The organism is Vibrio sp. 1457 (assembly GCF_033340195.1).
GTDB classification, from domain to species: Bacteria; Pseudomonadota; Gammaproteobacteria; order Enterobacterales; family Vibrionaceae; genus Vibrio; species Vibrio alginolyticus.
Genome location: NZ_JAWOWA010000004.1, coordinates 91,156 through 108,175 on the forward strand (window position 1 = coordinate 91,156; position 17,020 = coordinate 108,175).

Genomic DNA, 17,020 nt, shown 5'->3' on the forward strand with positions numbered 1-17,020 from the left:
TGATAACAAAAATAGGAGGCGCGATACCTCCTATTTTGTTTGACGGTGGTGTGCGTCTACTATTCGAATGGTGCAGGGTCACCAGATCCCAAACGAACCACAACAGGTTCACCTTCGCTAAAGTCAATTACAGTCGTAGGTTGTTCACCTAGGTAACCGCCATTAAGAATCACATCAACCGCATGTTCTAGTTTATCGCGAATATCCTCTGGATCAGATTCTGTTACGTCACTGCCAGGTAGAATCAACGACGTAGACATCATCGGCTCACCTAATGCTTCCAACAAGTCCAAGGCAATTTGATTGTCTGGAACACGGATACCGATGGTCTTACGTTTTGCATTCATCAAACGACGCGGCACCTCTTTTGTGCCTTTGAAGATGAAGGTGTAAGGACCTGGTGTGTTATTTTTCAGCAGTCGGAATGCAGAGTTATCCACTCGCGCATAGAGAGAAAGCTCCGACAAATCACGACACAGTAAAGTAAAGTTATGCTTATCATCCAGACGACGAATCTGACAGATTCGTTCCAATGCCTGTTTGTTCTCCAACTGACAGCCAAGTGCGTACCCTGAATCAGTAGGGTAAACCACAACGCCGCCGTTACGAATGATTGCTACTGCTTGATTAATCAAGCGAGCCTGTGGGTTTTCTGGGTGAACGTAAAAAAACTGGCTCATTGTAATTCCTCATTATCGAGCCTCTCGGCTCTATATTTTTATGGGTTCTCGACTTCGTATTACTGAGTATTATTCAACGAAGGATCTATTCCCCAATCTTTCCAAACTGGTTCGACGCCAGCAGGCAACCATAGGTTCCTTCCTAGCTCCATCCACGGTGATGGGTAGTGAAAATCACTGCCTTGAGAGGCTAATAGTTTGTATTGTATAGCATAATCAGCCAAGTTGCGCCTTTCTTGTTGCGCTTGCTGTGGCTGTGCAACTTCCATCGCATCACCACCCGCTTCGACAAACGCTGCTAGAAGACGCTTAATCCACTTCGCTGTCAACTTATATCTACCAGGATGCGCTAATACCGCCATTCCACCAGCCGCATGGATAGCATCAACCGCATCCTTCATCGAACACCAATTCGGTGGTACATAACCTGGGTTATTACGCGTTAGGTATTTTTTAAACACCATTTGCATGGTTTTTGCGTAACCATTATCTACCAACCATTTCGCGAAATGCGCTCTTGTCACTGGAGCATCACCGGCGATTTGCCTTACCTCTTCAAGCACACCTACTCGAGTTGCTTTTTGTAGTCGCTCTGCAATTAACTCAGATCGTGTTATGCGATGCTGCTTCTGCTGTTCTATGAGGGCAGATAATTGTTCATTTTCCGGATCGATATTCAGGCCGACAATATGAATGTCTTTGTTTTGCCAGACGGTCGATATCTCAATGCCATTGATGATTTTTATCGGCAAATTATTATCTTGAACGTATTGCTTAGCTAACGCCAAACCGTCAACCGTATCGTGATCAGTGATCGCCAAAACCTCGATATCAAAACTCAGCGCCCTTTCCACTAAATCTTTAGGCTCTAACCGACCGTCCGATGCAGTGGTGTGACTATGTAAATCAATTCTCATATTTTTATCGTTTTAATGCCGTTTTGGGGTTGACTTTTTACTCTCGCACTAGTTAACTAGTACACAAATACAAAGTACGTAATTTAAGGTTCACCATGTTACAAGAATTTAACCAAAACCAAAAAGCGAAAGTTGCGGTTTGTCTTAATAAGGCAAACTCATCAGATCTTGCTTGGTGGCGCACTTGGACTAGTTCTTGGTGGGCAAACGTATACTTCTAGTTTATAGAACCAAACGTTGTAAAGCCCGCTACTTAAGCGGGCTTTTTTGTTTTGTTGCTCATTTCACATTCAACTGCCTAAACATTAATCGAATATAGCCAACTCTAGATTGGGAGAACGTTTGCTTTATGCGACTATGTACGGCAGGAAGATTTAAACAGCTACAAGGAGGTCTTGTGAACAAGGCCATTGAAATTAAGAAACTTGGACAGCTTGAAGCGCTAACGGCTTCCGTCCCTTATACTCAAGACCCGACTCGCTTGTTCCACACACTATGTGAGAACAAAACTGACAGCCTATTGCTGGAATCTGCTGAGATCGATTCAAAGCAAAATTTAAAATCCCTGCTGATCGTAGATTCAGCGGTTCGCATTGTTTGCTTCGGCCATACCGTTAGCATGCACGCCTTGACCAATAACGGTAAAAACCTACTGTCTCACCTAAACCAGAACATCCGTGGTGACGTTGAGAGCAAGTTCGATGGCGAAACGCTAACTTTGCAGTTTAACCAGCCATGCGACACGTTAGATGAAGACTCTCGCCTACGTGAAGCCTCTTCTTTCGATGCGCTGCGTTTGGTTCAGCATAGTTTTGATATTTCACAGCAAGACAAACACGCAATTTTCCTTGGTGGTCTGTTTGCCTACGACTTAGTCGCAAACTTTGAGCCGCTTGGTAATGCCGAAGCAACAAATCAGTGTCCAGATTACGTTTTCTACGTCGCGGAAACACTACTTGTTGTCGACCATCAAACGGAATCTTGCCAGCTTCAAGCGACGTTGTTTGTTGATGGTTCAGAGAAAACAACGTTGGAGACTCGTATTGCAGAAATTAGCGCCCAGTGTGCAGCGCCAAAACTGTTGCCGAGTGCAGAGCAAATAACAGATGTAACGGTAGAACCTAGCGTGTCTGATGCAGACTTCTGCCAAACCGTTCGCGACTTAAAAGAGTTCGTAGTGAAAGGCGATGTATTCCAAGTTGTACCGTCTCGTAGATTCACTCTACCTTGTCCTTCTCCACTGGCGGCTTATAAAGAACTGAAACAAAGTAACCCAAGCCCTTACATGTTCTACATGCAAGATGAGCTGTTCACTCTGTTTGGCGCATCACCAGAAAGCGCGCTTAAGTATGAAACCGATACCAACCAAATTGAAATCTACCCAATCGCAGGCACACGTCGCCGTGGTAAACGCCCGAATGGAGAGATTGATTTCGACCTAGATAGCCGCATCGAACTTGAACTGCGCACAGACATGAAAGAAAACGCAGAACACATGATGTTGGTTGACTTGGCACGTAACGACGTCGCTCGTATTGCTCAAGCTGGTACTCGCCACGTAGCAGACCTTCTAAAAGTCGACCGCTACAGCCACGTAATGCACTTGGTGTCTCGTGTGGTTGGTCAACTGCGTGAAGACCTAGACGCCCTGCACGCATACCAAGCATGTATGAACATGGGTACGCTCACCGGCGCACCTAAGATTCGTGCCATGCAGTTGATTCGCGATGTAGAAGGCGCACGACGCGGTAGCTACGGCGGCGCTGTTGGCTACCTCACTGGTGAAGGCACACTCGACACCTGTATCGTGATCCGCTCAGCGTACGTTGAGAACGGCATTGCTCAAGTTCAAGCTGGTGCTGGCGTGGTGTTCGACTCTGATCCACAAGCGGAAGCAGACGAAACGCGCGGCAAAGCACAAGCGGTAATCTCTGCTATCCAAGCAGCGCATAAGTCACAATAAGGAATAGGGTTCAGAGATGGCTAATATCATTTTTATCGATAACTTTGACTCGTTCACCTACAACCTTGTGGATCAGTTCCGCTCGCTAGGTTACTCAGTCAAGATTTACCGAAACAACATCCCAGCAGAAACCATCGAACAAGCGGTAAACGAGCTTGAAAACCCAGTGGTTCTGCTATCACCAGGTCCTGGCGCACCGTCAGAGGCAGGCTCAATGCCAGAGCTTATCCAACGTATGAAAGGCAAAGTGCCAATGATTGGTATTTGTCTTGGTCACCAAGCGATTGTTGAAGCATACGGCGGCACCGTTGCTGGCGCGGGCGAAATCATTCACGGTAAGGTCTCTATGATGGAGCACCAAAACCATGCGATTTACCAAAACCTACCATCACCACTTGCAATTGCACGTTACCACTCGCTGGTTGCGACCAAGGTTCCTGAGAGCCTAACCATCACAGCAGAAGTGGATAACTTGGTAATGTCTGTTGTACATGAAGAAGATAAAGTTTGCGGGTTCCAGTTCCACCCGGAATCTATTATGACGACCTACGGAGCAACACTGTTGGCCAATGCCATCGAATGGGCACTTGAAGAACAAACTTCAGCGAACCCACTCACTGCTTAAAAAGCACTTGGCACATAAGAAATTTAGGAGAGGAAATATGGAAGCAATCATCAACCCTATTATTACCAAACTGTACGAGCAAGAATCGCTTACTCAGGAAGAGAGCCAACAGCTATTCGACATCATTATCCGTGGGGAACTAGACCCAATTTTGATGGCGTCAGCACTAACTGCACTAAAAATCAAAGGCGAAACGCCGGATGAAATAGCAGGTGCGGCAAAAGCGCTGCTGGCAAATGCAAACCCATTCCCTCGCCCAGATTACGATTTCGCAGATATCGTAGGTACTGGCGGCGACGGTCACAACACCATCAACATTTCAACCACTGCGGCGTTTGTTGCTGCAGCATGTGGTCTAAAAGTAGCGAAACACGGTAACCGCAGCGTTTCAAGCAAATCTGGTTCTTCTGACCTTCTTGATTCATTTGGTATCAACCTAGCTATGAGCGCAGAAGATACGCGCAAAGCGGTAGACGATATTGGTGTTGCTTTCCTATTTGCACCTCAGTACCACGGTGGTGTACGCCATGCGATGCCAGTGCGTCAAACCATGAAAACACGCACCATCTTTAACATTCTTGGCCCACTGATTAACCCTGCTCGTCCTAACATCGAATTGATGGGCGTTTACAGTAAAGAACTGGTTCGTCCTATCGCAGAAACCATGCTACAAATGGGTATGAAGCGCGCTGCTGTAGTACACGGCAGTGGCTTGGACGAAGTAGCAATTCACGGTGAAACAACCGTTGCCGAAATCAAAGACGGTGAGATCACAGAATACAAATTAACGCCTGCAGACTTCGGTCTAGACGCGCACCCACTAGAAGCAATCAAAGGTGGCGATCCTGAAGAAAACAAAGCGATCATTACCAACATTCTGACGGGTAAAGGTACAGACGCACAATTGGGCGCAGTGGCAGTGAACGTTGCTCTGCTAATGCGTCTATTCGGCCACGAAGATTTAAAAGCCAACACGCAACAAGCGATTGAGGCAATGAACTCAGGCAAGGCGTACCATTTGGTACAACAACTTGCCGCACACGCTTAAGGAATTGAAGAAGATGACTGACTTCAACACTCAGCAAGCTGACAACCTGTCTGAACACGTTTCTAAGAAAGAAGCAGAAATGGCAGAAGTACTGGCGAAAATTGTCCGCGACAAATATCAGTGGGTAGCAGACCGTAAGGTGTCTCAGCCGCTAAGCACATTTCAGTCTGATTTACTGCCATCGGACCGCAGCTTCTACGATGCTCTGAGTGGCGAAAAGACGGCCTTCATCACCGAATGTAAGAAGGCATCTCCTTCTAAAGGTTTGATTCGTGATCACTTCGACTTGGATTACATTGCATCGGTTTACAACAACCATGCTGATGCGATTTCAGTCCTAACAGACGAGAAGTACTTCCAAGGTAACTTTGACTTTCTTCCTCAAGTGCGTGGCCAAGTCAAACAACCGGTTCTGTGCAAAGACTTCATGGTAGATACCTACCAAGTTTACCTAGCGCGTCATTACAGTGCTGATGCCGTGCTACTGATGCTTTCTGTCCTGAATGACGAAGAGTACAAAGCGCTAGAGGAAGCAGCGCACAGCCTGAACATGGGTATCTTGACCGAAGTCAGCAACGAAGAAGAGCTTCATCGTGCCGTTAAGCTTGGCGCACGCGTTATCGGCATTAATAACCGTAACCTTCGCGACCTAAGTACTGATTTGAATCGTACTAAAGAACTGGCACCGACCATTCGCGAACTGGCTCCTAACGCAACAGTAATCTCAGAATCTGGCATTTATACGCATCAACAAGTTCGTGATTTAGCGGAATACGCAGACGGCTTCTTGATTGGTAGTTCACTGATGGCGGAAGACAACCTAGAACTTGCTGTACGTAAAGTGACGTTAGGCGAAAATAAAGTGTGTGGCTTAACGCATCCAGATGACGCAGCAAAAGCATATCAAGCAGGCGCAGTATTTGGTGGCCTGATTTTTGTCGAGAAGTCGAAGCGTGCGGTCGACCTTGAAGGTGCGCGCTTAACCATGAGCGGTGCTCCACTGAACTATGTAGGCGTGTTCCAAAATCACGATATCGATTTTGTTGCTTCTGTCGTGACCTCTTTGGGTTTAAAAGCGGTGCAACTGCACGGTCAAGAAGACCAAGCTTACGTAAACCAACTCAAAGCCGAACTGCCAGCAGCGGTAGAAATTTGGAAAGCTTACGGCGTGACTGATGCCAAGCCAGAACTGCTAGCAGACAACATTGATCGCCATTTATTAGATGCGCAAGTTGGCACTCAAACTGGCGGAACTGGTCAAGTGTTCGACTGGTCACTGATCGGCGACCCAAGTCAAATTATGCTAGCGGGCGGACTGTCGCCAGAAAATGCTCAACAAGCAGCGACACTAGGTTGCTTGGGATTAGATTTAAACTCTGGTGTAGAAAGCGCACCAGGCAAAAAAGATTCACAGAAGTTGCTCGCGGCCTTCACCGCCATTCGCAGCTACTAAAGCTGGATATCAGCTAAAAAATTTAAAGCTATTCGTAGCGAAAAATACGAGAAGGAATATAACGATGGCAAAACTGAATGCCTACTTTGGCGAATACGGCGGTCAGTACGTTCCGCAAATTCTAGTTCCAGCACTGGAGCAACTAGAGCAAGCGTTTATCGACGCGCAAGAAGATCCAGAATTCCGCAGCGAATTCATGACGCTTCTCCAAGAGTATGCGGGCCGTCCAACGGCTTTGACTCTAACTCGTAACCTAACCAAAGGTACGAAAACCAAACTGTACCTAAAACGTGAAGACCTACTTCACGGGGGCGCGCACAAGACCAACCAAGTGTTAGGTCAAGCTCTGCTTGCAAAACGCATGGGTAAAAACGAAATCATCGCAGAAACAGGCGCAGGCCAACACGGTGTAGCAACTGCACTAGCGTGTGCGCTGCTTGGCCTTAAGTGTCGCGTTTACATGGGTGCAAAAGACGTTGAGCGTCAAAGCCCGAACGTATTCCGTATGAAGCTAATGGGCGCAGAAGTTATTCCTGTCCACTCGGGTTCAGCAACGCTTAAAGACGCATGTAACGAAGCGCTACGCGACTGGTCTGCAACTTATGAAGACGCGCACTACCTACTAGGTACAGCGGCAGGTCCTCACCCATTCCCAACCATCGTGCGTGACTTCCAACGCATGATTGGTGAAGAAACGAAGAATCAGATTTTGGCACGTGAAGGCCGTCTTCCTGATGCGGTTATCGCATGTGTGGGCGGTGGTTCAAACGCTATCGGCATGTTTGCTGACTTCATCGAAGAAGAAAGCGTTCGCCTAATTGGTGTTGAGCCAGCAGGTAAAGGTATCGATACTGACCAGCACGGTGCACCACTTAAGCATGGTAAAACAGGCATCTTCTTCGGTATGAAAGCGCCATTGATGCAAGATCCAAACGGCCAAGTTGAAGAGTCTTACTCAGTATCTGCTGGTCTTGATTTCCCTTCAGTTGGTCCACAACACGCCCACCTAAACGCAATCGGCCGTGCTGAATACGACAACGTAACAGATGATGAGGCGCTAGAAGCATTCCAAGAGATTGCGCGTCACGAAGGCATCATCCCTGCTCTTGAATCTTCTCACGCCGTGGCACACGCACTACGTATGGCTCGAGAGAACCCAGAGAAAGAACAATTATTAGTCGTTAACCTATCAGGTCGTGGTGACAAAGACATCTTCACCGTACACACCATCTTAGAAGAAAAAGGAGCAATCTAATGAGCCGTTATGAGAAGATGTTTACGCGCCTAAACGAAAAGAACCAAGGCGCATTTGTACCGTTCGTAACGGTTTGCGATCCAAACGCCGAGCAGTCTTACAAAATCATGGAAACACTGGTCGAGTCTGGCGCAGATGCCCTTGAACTCGGTATTCCATTTTCAGATCCTCTTGCGGATGGCCCGACTATCCAAGGTGCGAACATTCGTGCTCTAGATTCAGGCGCAACACCGGATATCTGCTTCGAACAAATTGGTAAGATCCGAGCTAAGTACCCAGAGCTACCTATTGGCCTTCTGATGTACGCGAACCTTGTTTACTCTCGTGGTATCGAGAACTTCTATGAGCGTTGTGCAAAAGCAGGCATCGATTCTGTTTTGATTGCAGATGTGCCAACTAATGAAAGTGCCGAATTTGTTGCTGCTGCAGAAAAGTTTGGTATTCACCCAATCTTCATCGCACCACCAACCGCAAGTGATGAAACACTGAAGCAAGTATCAGAGTTAGGTGGCGGCTACACTTACCTACTCTCTCGTGCAGGTGTTACTGGCGCAGAAACCAAAGCAAACATGCCTGTAGGTCATATGCTGGATAGACTGAACCAATTTGATGCACCACCAGCGCTACTTGGTTTTGGCATCTCTGAGCCAGCACAGGTGAAACAAGCACTAGAATCTGGCGCCGCTGGTGCAATTTCTGGTTCAGCCGTGGTCAAAATCATTGAAGCGAACGTTGAGCAGCCACAAATTATGCTCGACAAGCTAGGTGAATTCGTTTCTGCAATGAAAGCTGCCACTCAAAAATAATTTCAGTTTGATATGACACAACAACGCCCGCTTAACATTATGTTTAGTGGGCGTTTTCTTACTATCGCGTTTATACCACGTCATTTTTTGTTCAACGCCCGCACTTTCCAAATCTATCTCAAGCAGAGCACTCAAAGAGTGTTAAGCTTGGGTAACTTAACTAACTCAATAAAGCAATGTGCAGTAAGGTTGCTACATGGAAGAAGTCAAAACACTGCTAGCCAAATGTCCTGTACTATCAGGGCTGCCAGATAAAGGGCTTAGTGAAGCAGCGCAAATGACTAAGGTTCGCAGCTTCGACGAAAAAGCACTGATTTGCAATAAAGGTGCGCTTCAATCTTCTCTTATGGTCATAGCTCAAGGTGCAGTGAGAGTGAACTCAATTAGTTCAAAAGGCAAAGAAGTCACACTGATGATTTTCGAAGCTGGTGGCTGGTTTGGAGACAATGTTTTTTCTCCCGGCATGCCTCGTATTTTTGGTGCGACCGCGCATTCGGACGTGACTGTAATGGAGCTTCCTGGAGATAAATTTCGCCAATTACTCGCCAAATACCCTCAAAGTTACCCCACTATACTCGACTTACTTAGCCGCCGCTTGTGGTCTGCTATTTCTGTTATCGAAGATGACGCGATTAGAGGAATTGAAGAACGAGTCGCCAAAAGGTTGCTGCTACTTGCTGAATACCAACTTAATCAAGCGATCGATACTCGACCATGCGTTGTCAGGGTAACAAGAGAACATATCGCTAACATGATGGGGCTAACTCGTCAGAGCGTACACAAGATACTAAAACGATTAGAAAGTATTGGGATGCTAGAGCTAAACTATGGCTCAGTAACCATTACCAATCCGAAACGCTTAGAAGAATACTTTAAAGAACTCGAGCAATAGATCCATTCAACAAACGGTAAGTATTGTCTAACGATAGCTAAAAACCTTATGCATCTAATTGGTCAAGAGCACAACACCATTTGCACTTAGGCAAGTGGCGCTGCGACACAAAAACCATTGAATTGACTAAGCTATATTCAATTCAGATTTCAACTCACGTTTCAAAATCTTTCCTGTCGCACTCATCGGGAGGTGTTCACGAATTTCGACATAACGAGGATATTTAAACGAGGCTAATTGCTCTTTACCCCACTTTTGTAATGAATCGGCGTCAATGTATTCTTTTGGTTTAAGTACAACGTAGGCTTTTATCTCTTCGCCATACTCTTCATTTGGAATCCCTATCACCGCGACCATTGAAACGGCAGGATGAGTCATGAAAACTTCTTCAATTTCTCTGGGATAAACATTAAATCCACCTCGAATGATCAGATCTTTCATTCTATCGACAATAAATAAATTACCTGAACTGTCAAAGCGGCCCACATCACCAGTATGGAACCAACCATTTTGTAGCGCAGATTCAGTAACTTCTGGGCGGTCAAGATATCCCTTCATAACATTATGACCACGCACAACAATCTCACCTTCTTCGCCTATCGGTAGTGCATTGCCTTCAATGTCGATAACTCTTACTTCGACGCCTTGAACCGGTTGACCTACCGAGCCTGGTATTCGCTCCTGATCTAAATGATTAAAACATGCAATAGGACTTGTCTCCGACAACCCGTATCCTTCTAAGATCGGCACATTAAATGTTTCTTCAAAGGTTCGAAAGATTTCGGTTGGTAATGGCGCACCACCGCTTACTGCAACACGCAATGACGAGGTATCAAATTGATGCTGCACATGAAGCAGACCGATGTACATCGTTGGCACACCAGCAAATATCGTCACCCTATGTTTTTCCACCAGCTCAAGAACATGTTTAGGCTCAAACCTAGGCACTAACACCAATGCTGCCCCGCCCAAAACACTAGCATTTAAGTGGACGGTTTGACCAAATGTATGAAATAAAGGCAAAGTTACTAAGTGAATATCATCGGCCTGGCTGCCCATAATGTTTTGTGCCACCAGAGCGTTCATTATGATGTTCTGCTGAGTCAGTTCAGCGCCTTTTGGTAAGCCTGTCGTCCCTGATGTATACAAAATCACACATGTATCATCCGCATTACGCGGTATATAATCCGGCAACGGTTGGACATCGGCTATAAACGCATTGAGAGTTATTACACCATTCCAATAGCTTTCATCTTGAGATTGAGTCAATACGACTATGCCTTCGCATGTATCGACTTGTTCAAAGGCTTTGACACCCTCTTTTGCCATTGGCAGTTCTTTCGTCCCTTCAAAGCAGAAATAAAACTTCGCTTTTGAATCTTCTAAGTGATACTTAATTTCTCGCGCTTTCAAAAGCACATTTAATGGGACTGCAACCGCGCCAGCTTTTTGTATTGCATAATAAACAAACGCGAAAAAAGGAATGTTTGGGCATGAAATCGCAACGCGGTCACCTGGCTTTACGCCTTTATTGATTAAAGACGCTGCGATCTTGCCGGCGATCGCATCAAACTGCGCATAATTTATCTTTTCAGTGCCACATATCAACGCCGTTTTATCTGGTTTACTCGCAGCATTTCTTTGTAACGCAGCAGCAAGATTCATCATAGTCTCTTCACCTCTTACTTGTCTTTCTCGTCTAATCAGCTCAGGAGCATTAACTAAGCAAGTTATCCTTAACACTGGATCGTCAGCATTTGATTCTCACCAGTCATTACCATTTAACATTATGTTTACAACGCAATCAGGACTAAGAATGTAAAGCAATTAACATTTCAGAAGGCAAATTAATAAAAGTGTGAGCTTGAAAGAGATGAATTGTTATAAATATCACCCCAAGTCACTAAAAACTCTGACTGCAATAGCAAATACAAAAGCGGTTAAAATTAACAAAAAGAAAACAAATAAAGAAAAATAAACTTGAACAATCCCAAGCGTAACCCTTATAAGAAAAATCAATAGCAAACGTTTGCTATTGAACAAAACTTTATCGTTCGTCAATAAAATATCGATTAATCCATCAATAATACCTTGCTGCATATTGCCAATTGTAAACGATAAGTGTAAAAAGCAGGGCGAGATAATTATCCGTAAATCCATTTATGGTTAGTGGGTAATTTTAGGATTTTACATTTTATTAGCACAGAGGTTATGGAAGTGTTAAAAGAAAAGAGTTTGCTAAACAACATTGGCGTACAAGTCGTAATCGCCATGATCGTGGGCACAGCCGTTGGTGCCATGATGGGTCATGATGCGACAGTGTTCGCTCCTTTAGGTGCTATCTTTATCAACTTAATCAAAATGTTGGTTATTCCTTTGGTTGCTGTAGCCTTGATTTCTGGCGCCGCTGGTCTTGGGAACAGCCAGTCAGCAGGTAAAGTTGGTATCGTCACTCTAGGTTATTTTGGTTTAACATCCGCCCTAGCCGTTGCGCTTGCACTATTTATGGGTGAAGTATTCCAACCAGGCATGGGTATCGACGTCTCTGGCGTTGAAGGCATGTTCTCAGCAGAATACGCTTCAAAAGGTGAACTACCGACTTTCTGGGCAACCATCACTGGTATGATCCCAACCAACGTTTTCCAATCACTAAATGAAGCAAACATCCTACAGATCCTCGTTTTCTGTATGTTCTTTGGTATTGCGATTTCTAAGCAAGCAAAAGAGCGTCGTGAACCAATCATCAATGGTGTTAACTGCATCGTTGACGCAATGGTTTGGATGATCAACAAAGTAATGATCATTGCACCTATCGGTGTATTTGGTCTGATGGCAGAAGCCGTCGGTACGTTCGGTTTTGGTGCGCTAATGGTGGTGTTTAAACTGTTCGTTGTTTACGTTGCCGCCATCCTAATCTTCGGTTTCGTTGTTTACCCAGCAATGGTGCATGTTTTCACGAAGACATCTGCGAAGAAATTCCTGTCTTCAATGAAGAAACCGCAAGCAGTTGCGCTTTCAACAGCGTCTTCTATGGCAACACTGCCTGTTACAATGGACACCTGTGAAAAAGAGCTGGGCGTAAAAAATTCAACTGCATCATTTGTTCTGCCTCTAGGCGCAACGATCAACATGTCAGGTAATGCGATTTACTATGGCTTGGTTGCTATCTTCTTTGCTCAACTGTTCAATATCGATCTAGGCATGGGCGCTTACATTGCAATTATCGTAACGTCTACATTGGGTGCGGTTGGTCAAGCGGGTGTTCCTGGCCCTTCTTTCCTAGTGGTTGCCGTGCTTCTTGCCGCTGGCATTCCAATTGAAGGTCTACCGCTGCTATTCGCTCTTGACCGTATTTTCGATATGATTCGTACAGCACTGAACATCACAGGTGATGCTGCATGTGCAGTTATCGTTGATGCGCTAATTGAAGAAGAAACGGCAGAAGCTGAGCTAAAAAAGCAAGAAGCCTAACCCTTTCTTGAATAGACCAAAAACCGCTCATAATGAGCGGTTTTTTTGTCTTTTCTTGCATTACGTAACTATACAAATAGAAACCGATGGCATAAATTTTTCAAAATGATATAAACCATTACAAAATATAACAAAACGTTAGAGCTAGGTTATATCATGAGTCTTGAGCAATCTTTGGAATATCTCACCAAAATAAATTTGCCGATCGAATCAAAGCAGCAGGCCCTGGTTGACTCAGTTATTCTTACCCTAACGAAACAAAAACGAGATGCTCTTTTTCAACAGGTTGCTCTGTATCGAATAAAACTGCTTAAATCTCTCTTTCCTAAACACGCATCAAAAAGTCTTTCTGCACTATTTGAGTTAATGGATTATCGAGATTTAGTGCAACAGTATCCGACAGGTTTCTCCAAAGAGATTCGTTTACTTGAACAACTTGCCGCAGATTGTTACCCGCATTGGATGGTTTTCTGGTGTCAATGCGAGATCGAAGCAATCAAGCAAAAATATCCTTCAAACGAAGCTGCGATTCCTACTCCGCTTCCGTTTGACGACCACAGCTATACTAGCGTGTTAATTGAAGATATCGCAGATTGCGATCTTGAGGTAATGCTGCCAAATCATGCAGCGTTAATGCCGATTTCCGAAGCGATCACACTGAGTAATCTTGAGCTTTTCGTCCAAACTGAACAATGGTTTGAAATCTTGCCTCTTTTATCACTCTCGCAAAAAGGGCAGCACTTTGCCCTCTTGCTCAAATCGTCATCTTCACCAATCATGGTCTCCTCCGCTTTAGTGCAAAGCTGGCATCAACGAAATAACTGGCTCAGTTACTCACCACAGTTTAGTAACGAACAATGGCAGTTTTGCTTTCCTAATCATGGGTACAGTGTTCTCAATCAACTGGGTATTTTGAAGTGTCGTGCTCTAACTCATGAGCACACTCTTATTGAGTTTGATGCTCAGTTTCAATCTCGTGTAAAGAACAGTGAAGCGGTTTGCGAAGTACTGCGTCTTACGGTGGGAGGCAACATTCAACAAAAGCTGTATTTTTTGTATCTGGCGCAAAAAACTATGATGAGCGAGCTCTATAAAGCAGGCTATAAGCTCGGCTTTACCATTATTGAGCAAGTATTTATGTTAAATTTCTATCAATCTATTGATTTAAGTGCCTACTTTCACTCAGGATACCGCGACATTAACGGTGACGGTACCAAGACATACCGCGGTTTCTGGAATTTAGGTATGATGGTTGAAGCATTTCAAGACATACAATTTCGCGACTACAAACATTGCGTACGAACAAAAAGAATGGATAAAAAGGTGAATGAGCATGCTTGATGTTCATTTGCACGGTCTCTTTTACCCAAAAGCAATGGCATTGTACGCGACTGTACTAATAGTATTCGCTTGGCTACTGTATTACTGCTATCGCCTAAAACAGAAGAGTGAATCAATCTTAGGCTCGCATCACGCGCCTTACATCGCTTATTCCAGCTGTATCATTGTTTGGATAAGCAGCAACGCCTATTTCCATACCGATTTATTGCCAGAATTAGGCTCTGTTGGTGGCATTTTTATGGCTAAGTTAGCGAACTTAGCGTCTTTTTTCGCCTTTGCGTTTGCATTCTATTTTTCTTGCCAGTTAACCGCAGATGTTAAAAAAACAGCGGTCAAAGTCTGGCAAAAAGTCGTCTTTGTCGCACTAGCAACGTATTCACTGTACATCAACTTAGTGCCGAATCTTACTGTCGAAAATGTCACCATTAGTGGTCCAAGCCAGTTCGTCATTGAATTTGGCCCACATACCTCATATTTTTTCATTAGTTTGCTAGCTTTCGTGGTACTAACGCTGCTTAACTTGATTGCCATGCGCGCTAACAGCAGCAAGCTCACGCTAGCAAAAAGCAACTATATGATCGCTGGCATTTTGGTATTCATGTTATCTACGGCAGTGATACACCTTGGAATGACGTATTTCCTTGGCGACTTCTCCCTAACTTGGTTACCACCAGCACTTTCAATCAGCGAAATGTTGTTTGTGGGCTATGCCCTACTTACCTCTCGCTTCTACAGCGCTAAATATCTCACGTACTTAACGGTAAGCGCGCTCTTAGTCTGCGCCATTTTTGTTCTACCGCTAGGGGCGATATTTATTCCTATCTCTGAAGATAACCAATGGCTTGTTGCGGTACCTTTATGTGCGCTTATCGGTATCACTTGGCACTTGCTTTTTAAGCGAGTCAGTCGTTACGCTTCGTATTTTATTTATGGGAAACGACACACTCCCGTTCAGCAAATCCTTGGGTTAGAGGAAGAGTTTAAACGCTCAATAGATGATGCTATGCGTCAGTTGGCATCGTTACTTAACATACCAAACAACAAGCTACAGCTAGTCACTAGCAATTACACAGAAACGTTTTACGAAGAGTACCTGCCGTCAAGCAAGTCAGTTCTCGTGCTTGATGAGTTGTCTGAAGAAATTGATTATGCCTCCTCTTCTAAAGGGTCGATGAGAAAGCTCTACGAGCGTATGCGCTCAAGCAATACTGCGCTCGTTATGCCTCTCTTCGGTCGTGGAAAATCTGTTACTCACTTGCTGATTTCTTCACATAAAATAGATAATAAGCTGTTTTCTAATGAAGAAATCTCAGCTCTGCAAACGTTATTAGTTCGCATCCAGAGCACCATTGAAGCCGATAGAAAGGTACGCCAAAGCCGTGCGCTGGCTAACTCCATTGCACATGAAATGCGTAACCCTCTCGCTCAAGTACAATTACAATTTGAAGCTTTAAAACAGCATATAGAGTCAAACGCCTCACTGGATACGCTAAAAAGAGAAATTGATAAAGGTGAAGCCGCTATACAACGCGGTCGACAACTTATCGATATTATTTTACGAGAAGTTAGCGACAGTTCACCAGAGCATGAGCCTTTAGCTCTCACTTCCATACATAAAGCCATCGACCAAGCAGTAAGCCGTTATGGTTTTGAAAACGATCAAATAATAGAGAGAATTAACCCGCCACAGGCACACGATTTTGTCGCGAAGTTAAATGAGACCCTGTTTAACTTTGTCATTTTCAATTTGATTCGTAACGCTATCTACTATTTTGATTCTTATCCCGACAGTCAAATTGAGATTCGTACCCAGACGGGGGCTTACGAAAACATTCTGATCTTCCGAGATAGTGGGCCAGGTATAGATAGCAGTATCTTACACAAGATATTTGATGACTTTTTCTCGTATCAAAAAAGCGGAGGCAGTGGCTTAGGTTTGGGCTATTGCCAACGTGTTATGCGCTCCTTCGGAGGACGAATAGAGTGCCAGTCTGAATTGAACGAGTTCACAGAATTCTACTTGTATTTCCCAGTCGTACCAAACGCACCAAAACCAGAGACATTAAGAGCACCGGACTTTGATAGCTGGAAAGCAACTGCATCACATTCTGAAAATCATTCAGCTCAACACGTACAAGTATGTAAAGATGCACCAACAGTGCTCATTGTAGATGACAAAGAGGTGCAACGCACCTTGGTACAGATGTATTTAAAAAGATTGGGAGTCAACAGCTTACAAGCAAATAATGGAGCCTCTGCGGTAGAACTATTCCACTCTCACAAGATTGATCTCGTTCTTATGGATGTCCAAATGCCGGTAATGAATGGATTTGACGCAAGCCAACGGATTAAGCAAATCACATCCTCCGTTCCAATCATTGCCTTATCTGGTGAGTCTGGAGCTAGAGAGTTGGAGCTAATTTCGACACTCATGGATGACAGGCTCGAAAAGCCCACCACGTTAAATGCACTTCAAGTCGTCATCCAAAGATGGTTACAGAACGAGAATTTTGCACCTTCCAACACTTTTTAATTTGCAAATATAGAATTGGCACTAGATGTGCATTAT

14 protein-coding genes and 1 other annotated feature are annotated in these 17,020 nt (G+C 44.6%); of the genes, 11 read left to right on the forward strand and 3 right to left on the reverse strand.

The annotated features are described in order from the left end of the window. Positions 1-59 precede the first annotated feature (59 nt). Both R7Z41_RS05690 and rnm read right to left on the reverse strand, forming a co-directional pair. Positions 60-680, reverse strand: a complete 621-nt coding sequence (locus R7Z41_RS05690) for an L-threonylcarbamoyladenylate synthase (RefSeq protein WP_005376791.1) — start codon at positions 678-680, stop codon at positions 60-62. A gap of 59 nt (positions 681-739) precedes the next feature. Beyond that, the gene (gene rnm, locus R7Z41_RS05695) at positions 740-1,597 is read right to left on the reverse strand and encodes an RNase RNM (RefSeq protein ID WP_005386777.1); all 858 of its coding nucleotides are present in this window, start codon (positions 1,595-1,597) and stop codon (positions 740-742) included. A 95-nt stretch (positions 1,598-1,692) separates the two neighbouring features. On the opposite strand from rnm, the gene R7Z41_RS05700 reads away from it, so the two are divergent. The 8 genes from R7Z41_RS05700 (at position 1,693) to R7Z41_RS05735 (ending at position 9,639) form a co-directional block, all read left to right on the forward strand. Next, positions 1,693-1,818, forward strand: a complete 126-nt coding sequence (locus R7Z41_RS05700; RefSeq protein ID WP_005376787.1) for a trp operon leader peptide — start codon at positions 1,693-1,695, stop codon at positions 1,816-1,818. After that, positions 1,765-1,868: a sequence feature (Trp leader region), on the forward strand. (Overlaps the previous gene by 54 nt.) 126 nt (positions 1,869-1,994) lie before the next feature. Continuing rightward, a complete protein-coding gene (locus R7Z41_RS05705; RefSeq protein WP_065274672.1) occupies positions 1,995-3,560 on the forward strand; it encodes an anthranilate synthase component 1 in 1,566 nt (521 codons plus the stop codon). Between the two features lie 16 nt (positions 3,561-3,576). Next, positions 3,577-4,185, forward strand: a complete 609-nt coding sequence (locus R7Z41_RS05710) for an aminodeoxychorismate/anthranilate synthase component II (protein WP_005376785.1) — start codon at positions 3,577-3,579, stop codon at positions 4,183-4,185. A gap of 37 nt (positions 4,186-4,222) precedes the next feature. Continuing rightward, on the forward strand, positions 4,223-5,233 hold the full coding sequence (gene trpD / locus R7Z41_RS05715) for an anthranilate phosphoribosyltransferase (protein ID WP_206953364.1): 1,011 nt from the start codon (positions 4,223-4,225) through the stop codon (positions 5,231-5,233). Positions 5,234-5,246: 13 nt separating this feature from the next. Next, positions 5,247-6,686 (forward strand): bifunctional indole-3-glycerol-phosphate synthase TrpC/phosphoribosylanthranilate isomerase TrpF, encoded by a 1,440-nt coding sequence (gene trpCF / locus R7Z41_RS05720; RefSeq protein WP_171346203.1) that lies wholly within the window; start codon positions 5,247-5,249, stop codon positions 6,684-6,686. Positions 6,687-6,750: 64 nt separating this feature from the next. Beyond that, the gene (trpB, locus tag R7Z41_RS05725; protein ID WP_206970709.1) at positions 6,751-7,941 is read left to right on the forward strand and encodes a tryptophan synthase subunit beta; all 1,191 of its coding nucleotides are present in this window, start codon (positions 6,751-6,753) and stop codon (positions 7,939-7,941) included. Further along, the gene (gene trpA / locus R7Z41_RS05730; RefSeq protein WP_130545111.1) at positions 7,941-8,747 is read left to right on the forward strand and encodes a tryptophan synthase subunit alpha; all 807 of its coding nucleotides are present in this window, start codon (positions 7,941-7,943) and stop codon (positions 8,745-8,747) included. The genes trpB and trpA overlap by 1 nt, the downstream gene beginning before the upstream one ends. A gap of 196 nt (positions 8,748-8,943) precedes the next feature. Continuing rightward, a complete protein-coding gene (locus R7Z41_RS05735; protein WP_206970710.1) occupies positions 8,944-9,639 on the forward strand; it encodes a Crp/Fnr family transcriptional regulator in 696 nt (231 codons plus the stop codon). A gap of 126 nt (positions 9,640-9,765) precedes the next feature. On the opposite strand, the gene R7Z41_RS05740 is transcribed toward R7Z41_RS05735, so the two are convergent. Next, positions 9,766-11,307, reverse strand: coding sequence for a long-chain-fatty-acid--CoA ligase (locus R7Z41_RS05740; protein WP_206970711.1), 1,542 nt, complete (start codon positions 11,305-11,307; stop codon positions 9,766-9,768). Between the two features lie 543 nt (positions 11,308-11,850). Between R7Z41_RS05740 and R7Z41_RS05745 the strand changes: the two genes are divergently transcribed. From R7Z41_RS05745 to R7Z41_RS05755, 3 genes are all read left to right on the forward strand, one after another. Further along, positions 11,851-13,110, forward strand: coding sequence for a dicarboxylate/amino acid:cation symporter (locus R7Z41_RS05745; protein WP_005376774.1), 1,260 nt, complete (start codon positions 11,851-11,853; stop codon positions 13,108-13,110). Between the two features lie 156 nt (positions 13,111-13,266). Then, positions 13,267-14,451 carry an acyl-homoserine-lactone synthase gene (locus R7Z41_RS05750; RefSeq protein ID WP_213896693.1) on the forward strand — a complete coding sequence of 395 codons (1,185 nt, stop codon included), beginning with the start codon at positions 13,267-13,269 and terminating at the stop codon, positions 14,449-14,451. Next, a complete protein-coding gene (locus R7Z41_RS05755) occupies positions 14,444-16,984 on the forward strand; it encodes a hybrid sensor histidine kinase/response regulator (RefSeq protein ID WP_206970713.1) in 2,541 nt (846 codons plus the stop codon). Before R7Z41_RS05750 ends, R7Z41_RS05755 begins: the two co-directional genes overlap by 8 nt. Positions 16,985-17,020 lie beyond the last annotated feature (36 nt).

Coding starts and splice junctions, on each gene's coding strand:
- R7Z41_RS05690 (WP_005376791.1), bottom strand. CDS start 680: ATGAGCCAGTTTTTTTACGTTCACCCAGAAAACCCACAGGCTCGCTTG.
- R7Z41_RS05750 (WP_213896693.1), top strand. CDS start 13,267: ATGAGTCTTGAGCAATCTTTGGAATATCTCACCAAAATAAATTTGCCG.
- trpB (WP_206970709.1), top strand. CDS start 6,751: ATGGCAAAACTGAATGCCTACTTTGGCGAATACGGCGGTCAGTACGTT.
- R7Z41_RS05700 (WP_005376787.1), top strand. CDS start 1,693: ATGTTACAAGAATTTAACCAAAACCAAAAAGCGAAAGTTGCGGTTTGT.
- R7Z41_RS05755 (WP_206970713.1), top strand. CDS start 14,444: ATGCTTGATGTTCATTTGCACGGTCTCTTTTACCCAAAAGCAATGGCA.
- R7Z41_RS05745 (WP_005376774.1), top strand. CDS start 11,851: ATGGAAGTGTTAAAAGAAAAGAGTTTGCTAAACAACATTGGCGTACAA.
- rnm (WP_005386777.1), bottom strand. CDS start 1,597: ATGAGAATTGATTTACATAGTCACACCACTGCATCGGACGGTCGGTTA.
- R7Z41_RS05740 (WP_206970711.1), bottom strand. CDS start 11,307: ATGATGAATCTTGCTGCTGCGTTACAAAGAAATGCTGCGAGTAAACCA.
- trpCF (WP_171346203.1), top strand. CDS start 5,247: ATGACTGACTTCAACACTCAGCAAGCTGACAACCTGTCTGAACACGTT.
- trpD (WP_206953364.1), top strand. CDS start 4,223: ATGGAAGCAATCATCAACCCTATTATTACCAAACTGTACGAGCAAGAA.
- trpA (WP_130545111.1), top strand. CDS start 7,941: ATGAGCCGTTATGAGAAGATGTTTACGCGCCTAAACGAAAAGAACCAA.
- R7Z41_RS05735 (WP_206970710.1), top strand. CDS start 8,944: ATGGAAGAAGTCAAAACACTGCTAGCCAAATGTCCTGTACTATCAGGG.
- R7Z41_RS05710 (WP_005376785.1), top strand. CDS start 3,577: ATGGCTAATATCATTTTTATCGATAACTTTGACTCGTTCACCTACAAC.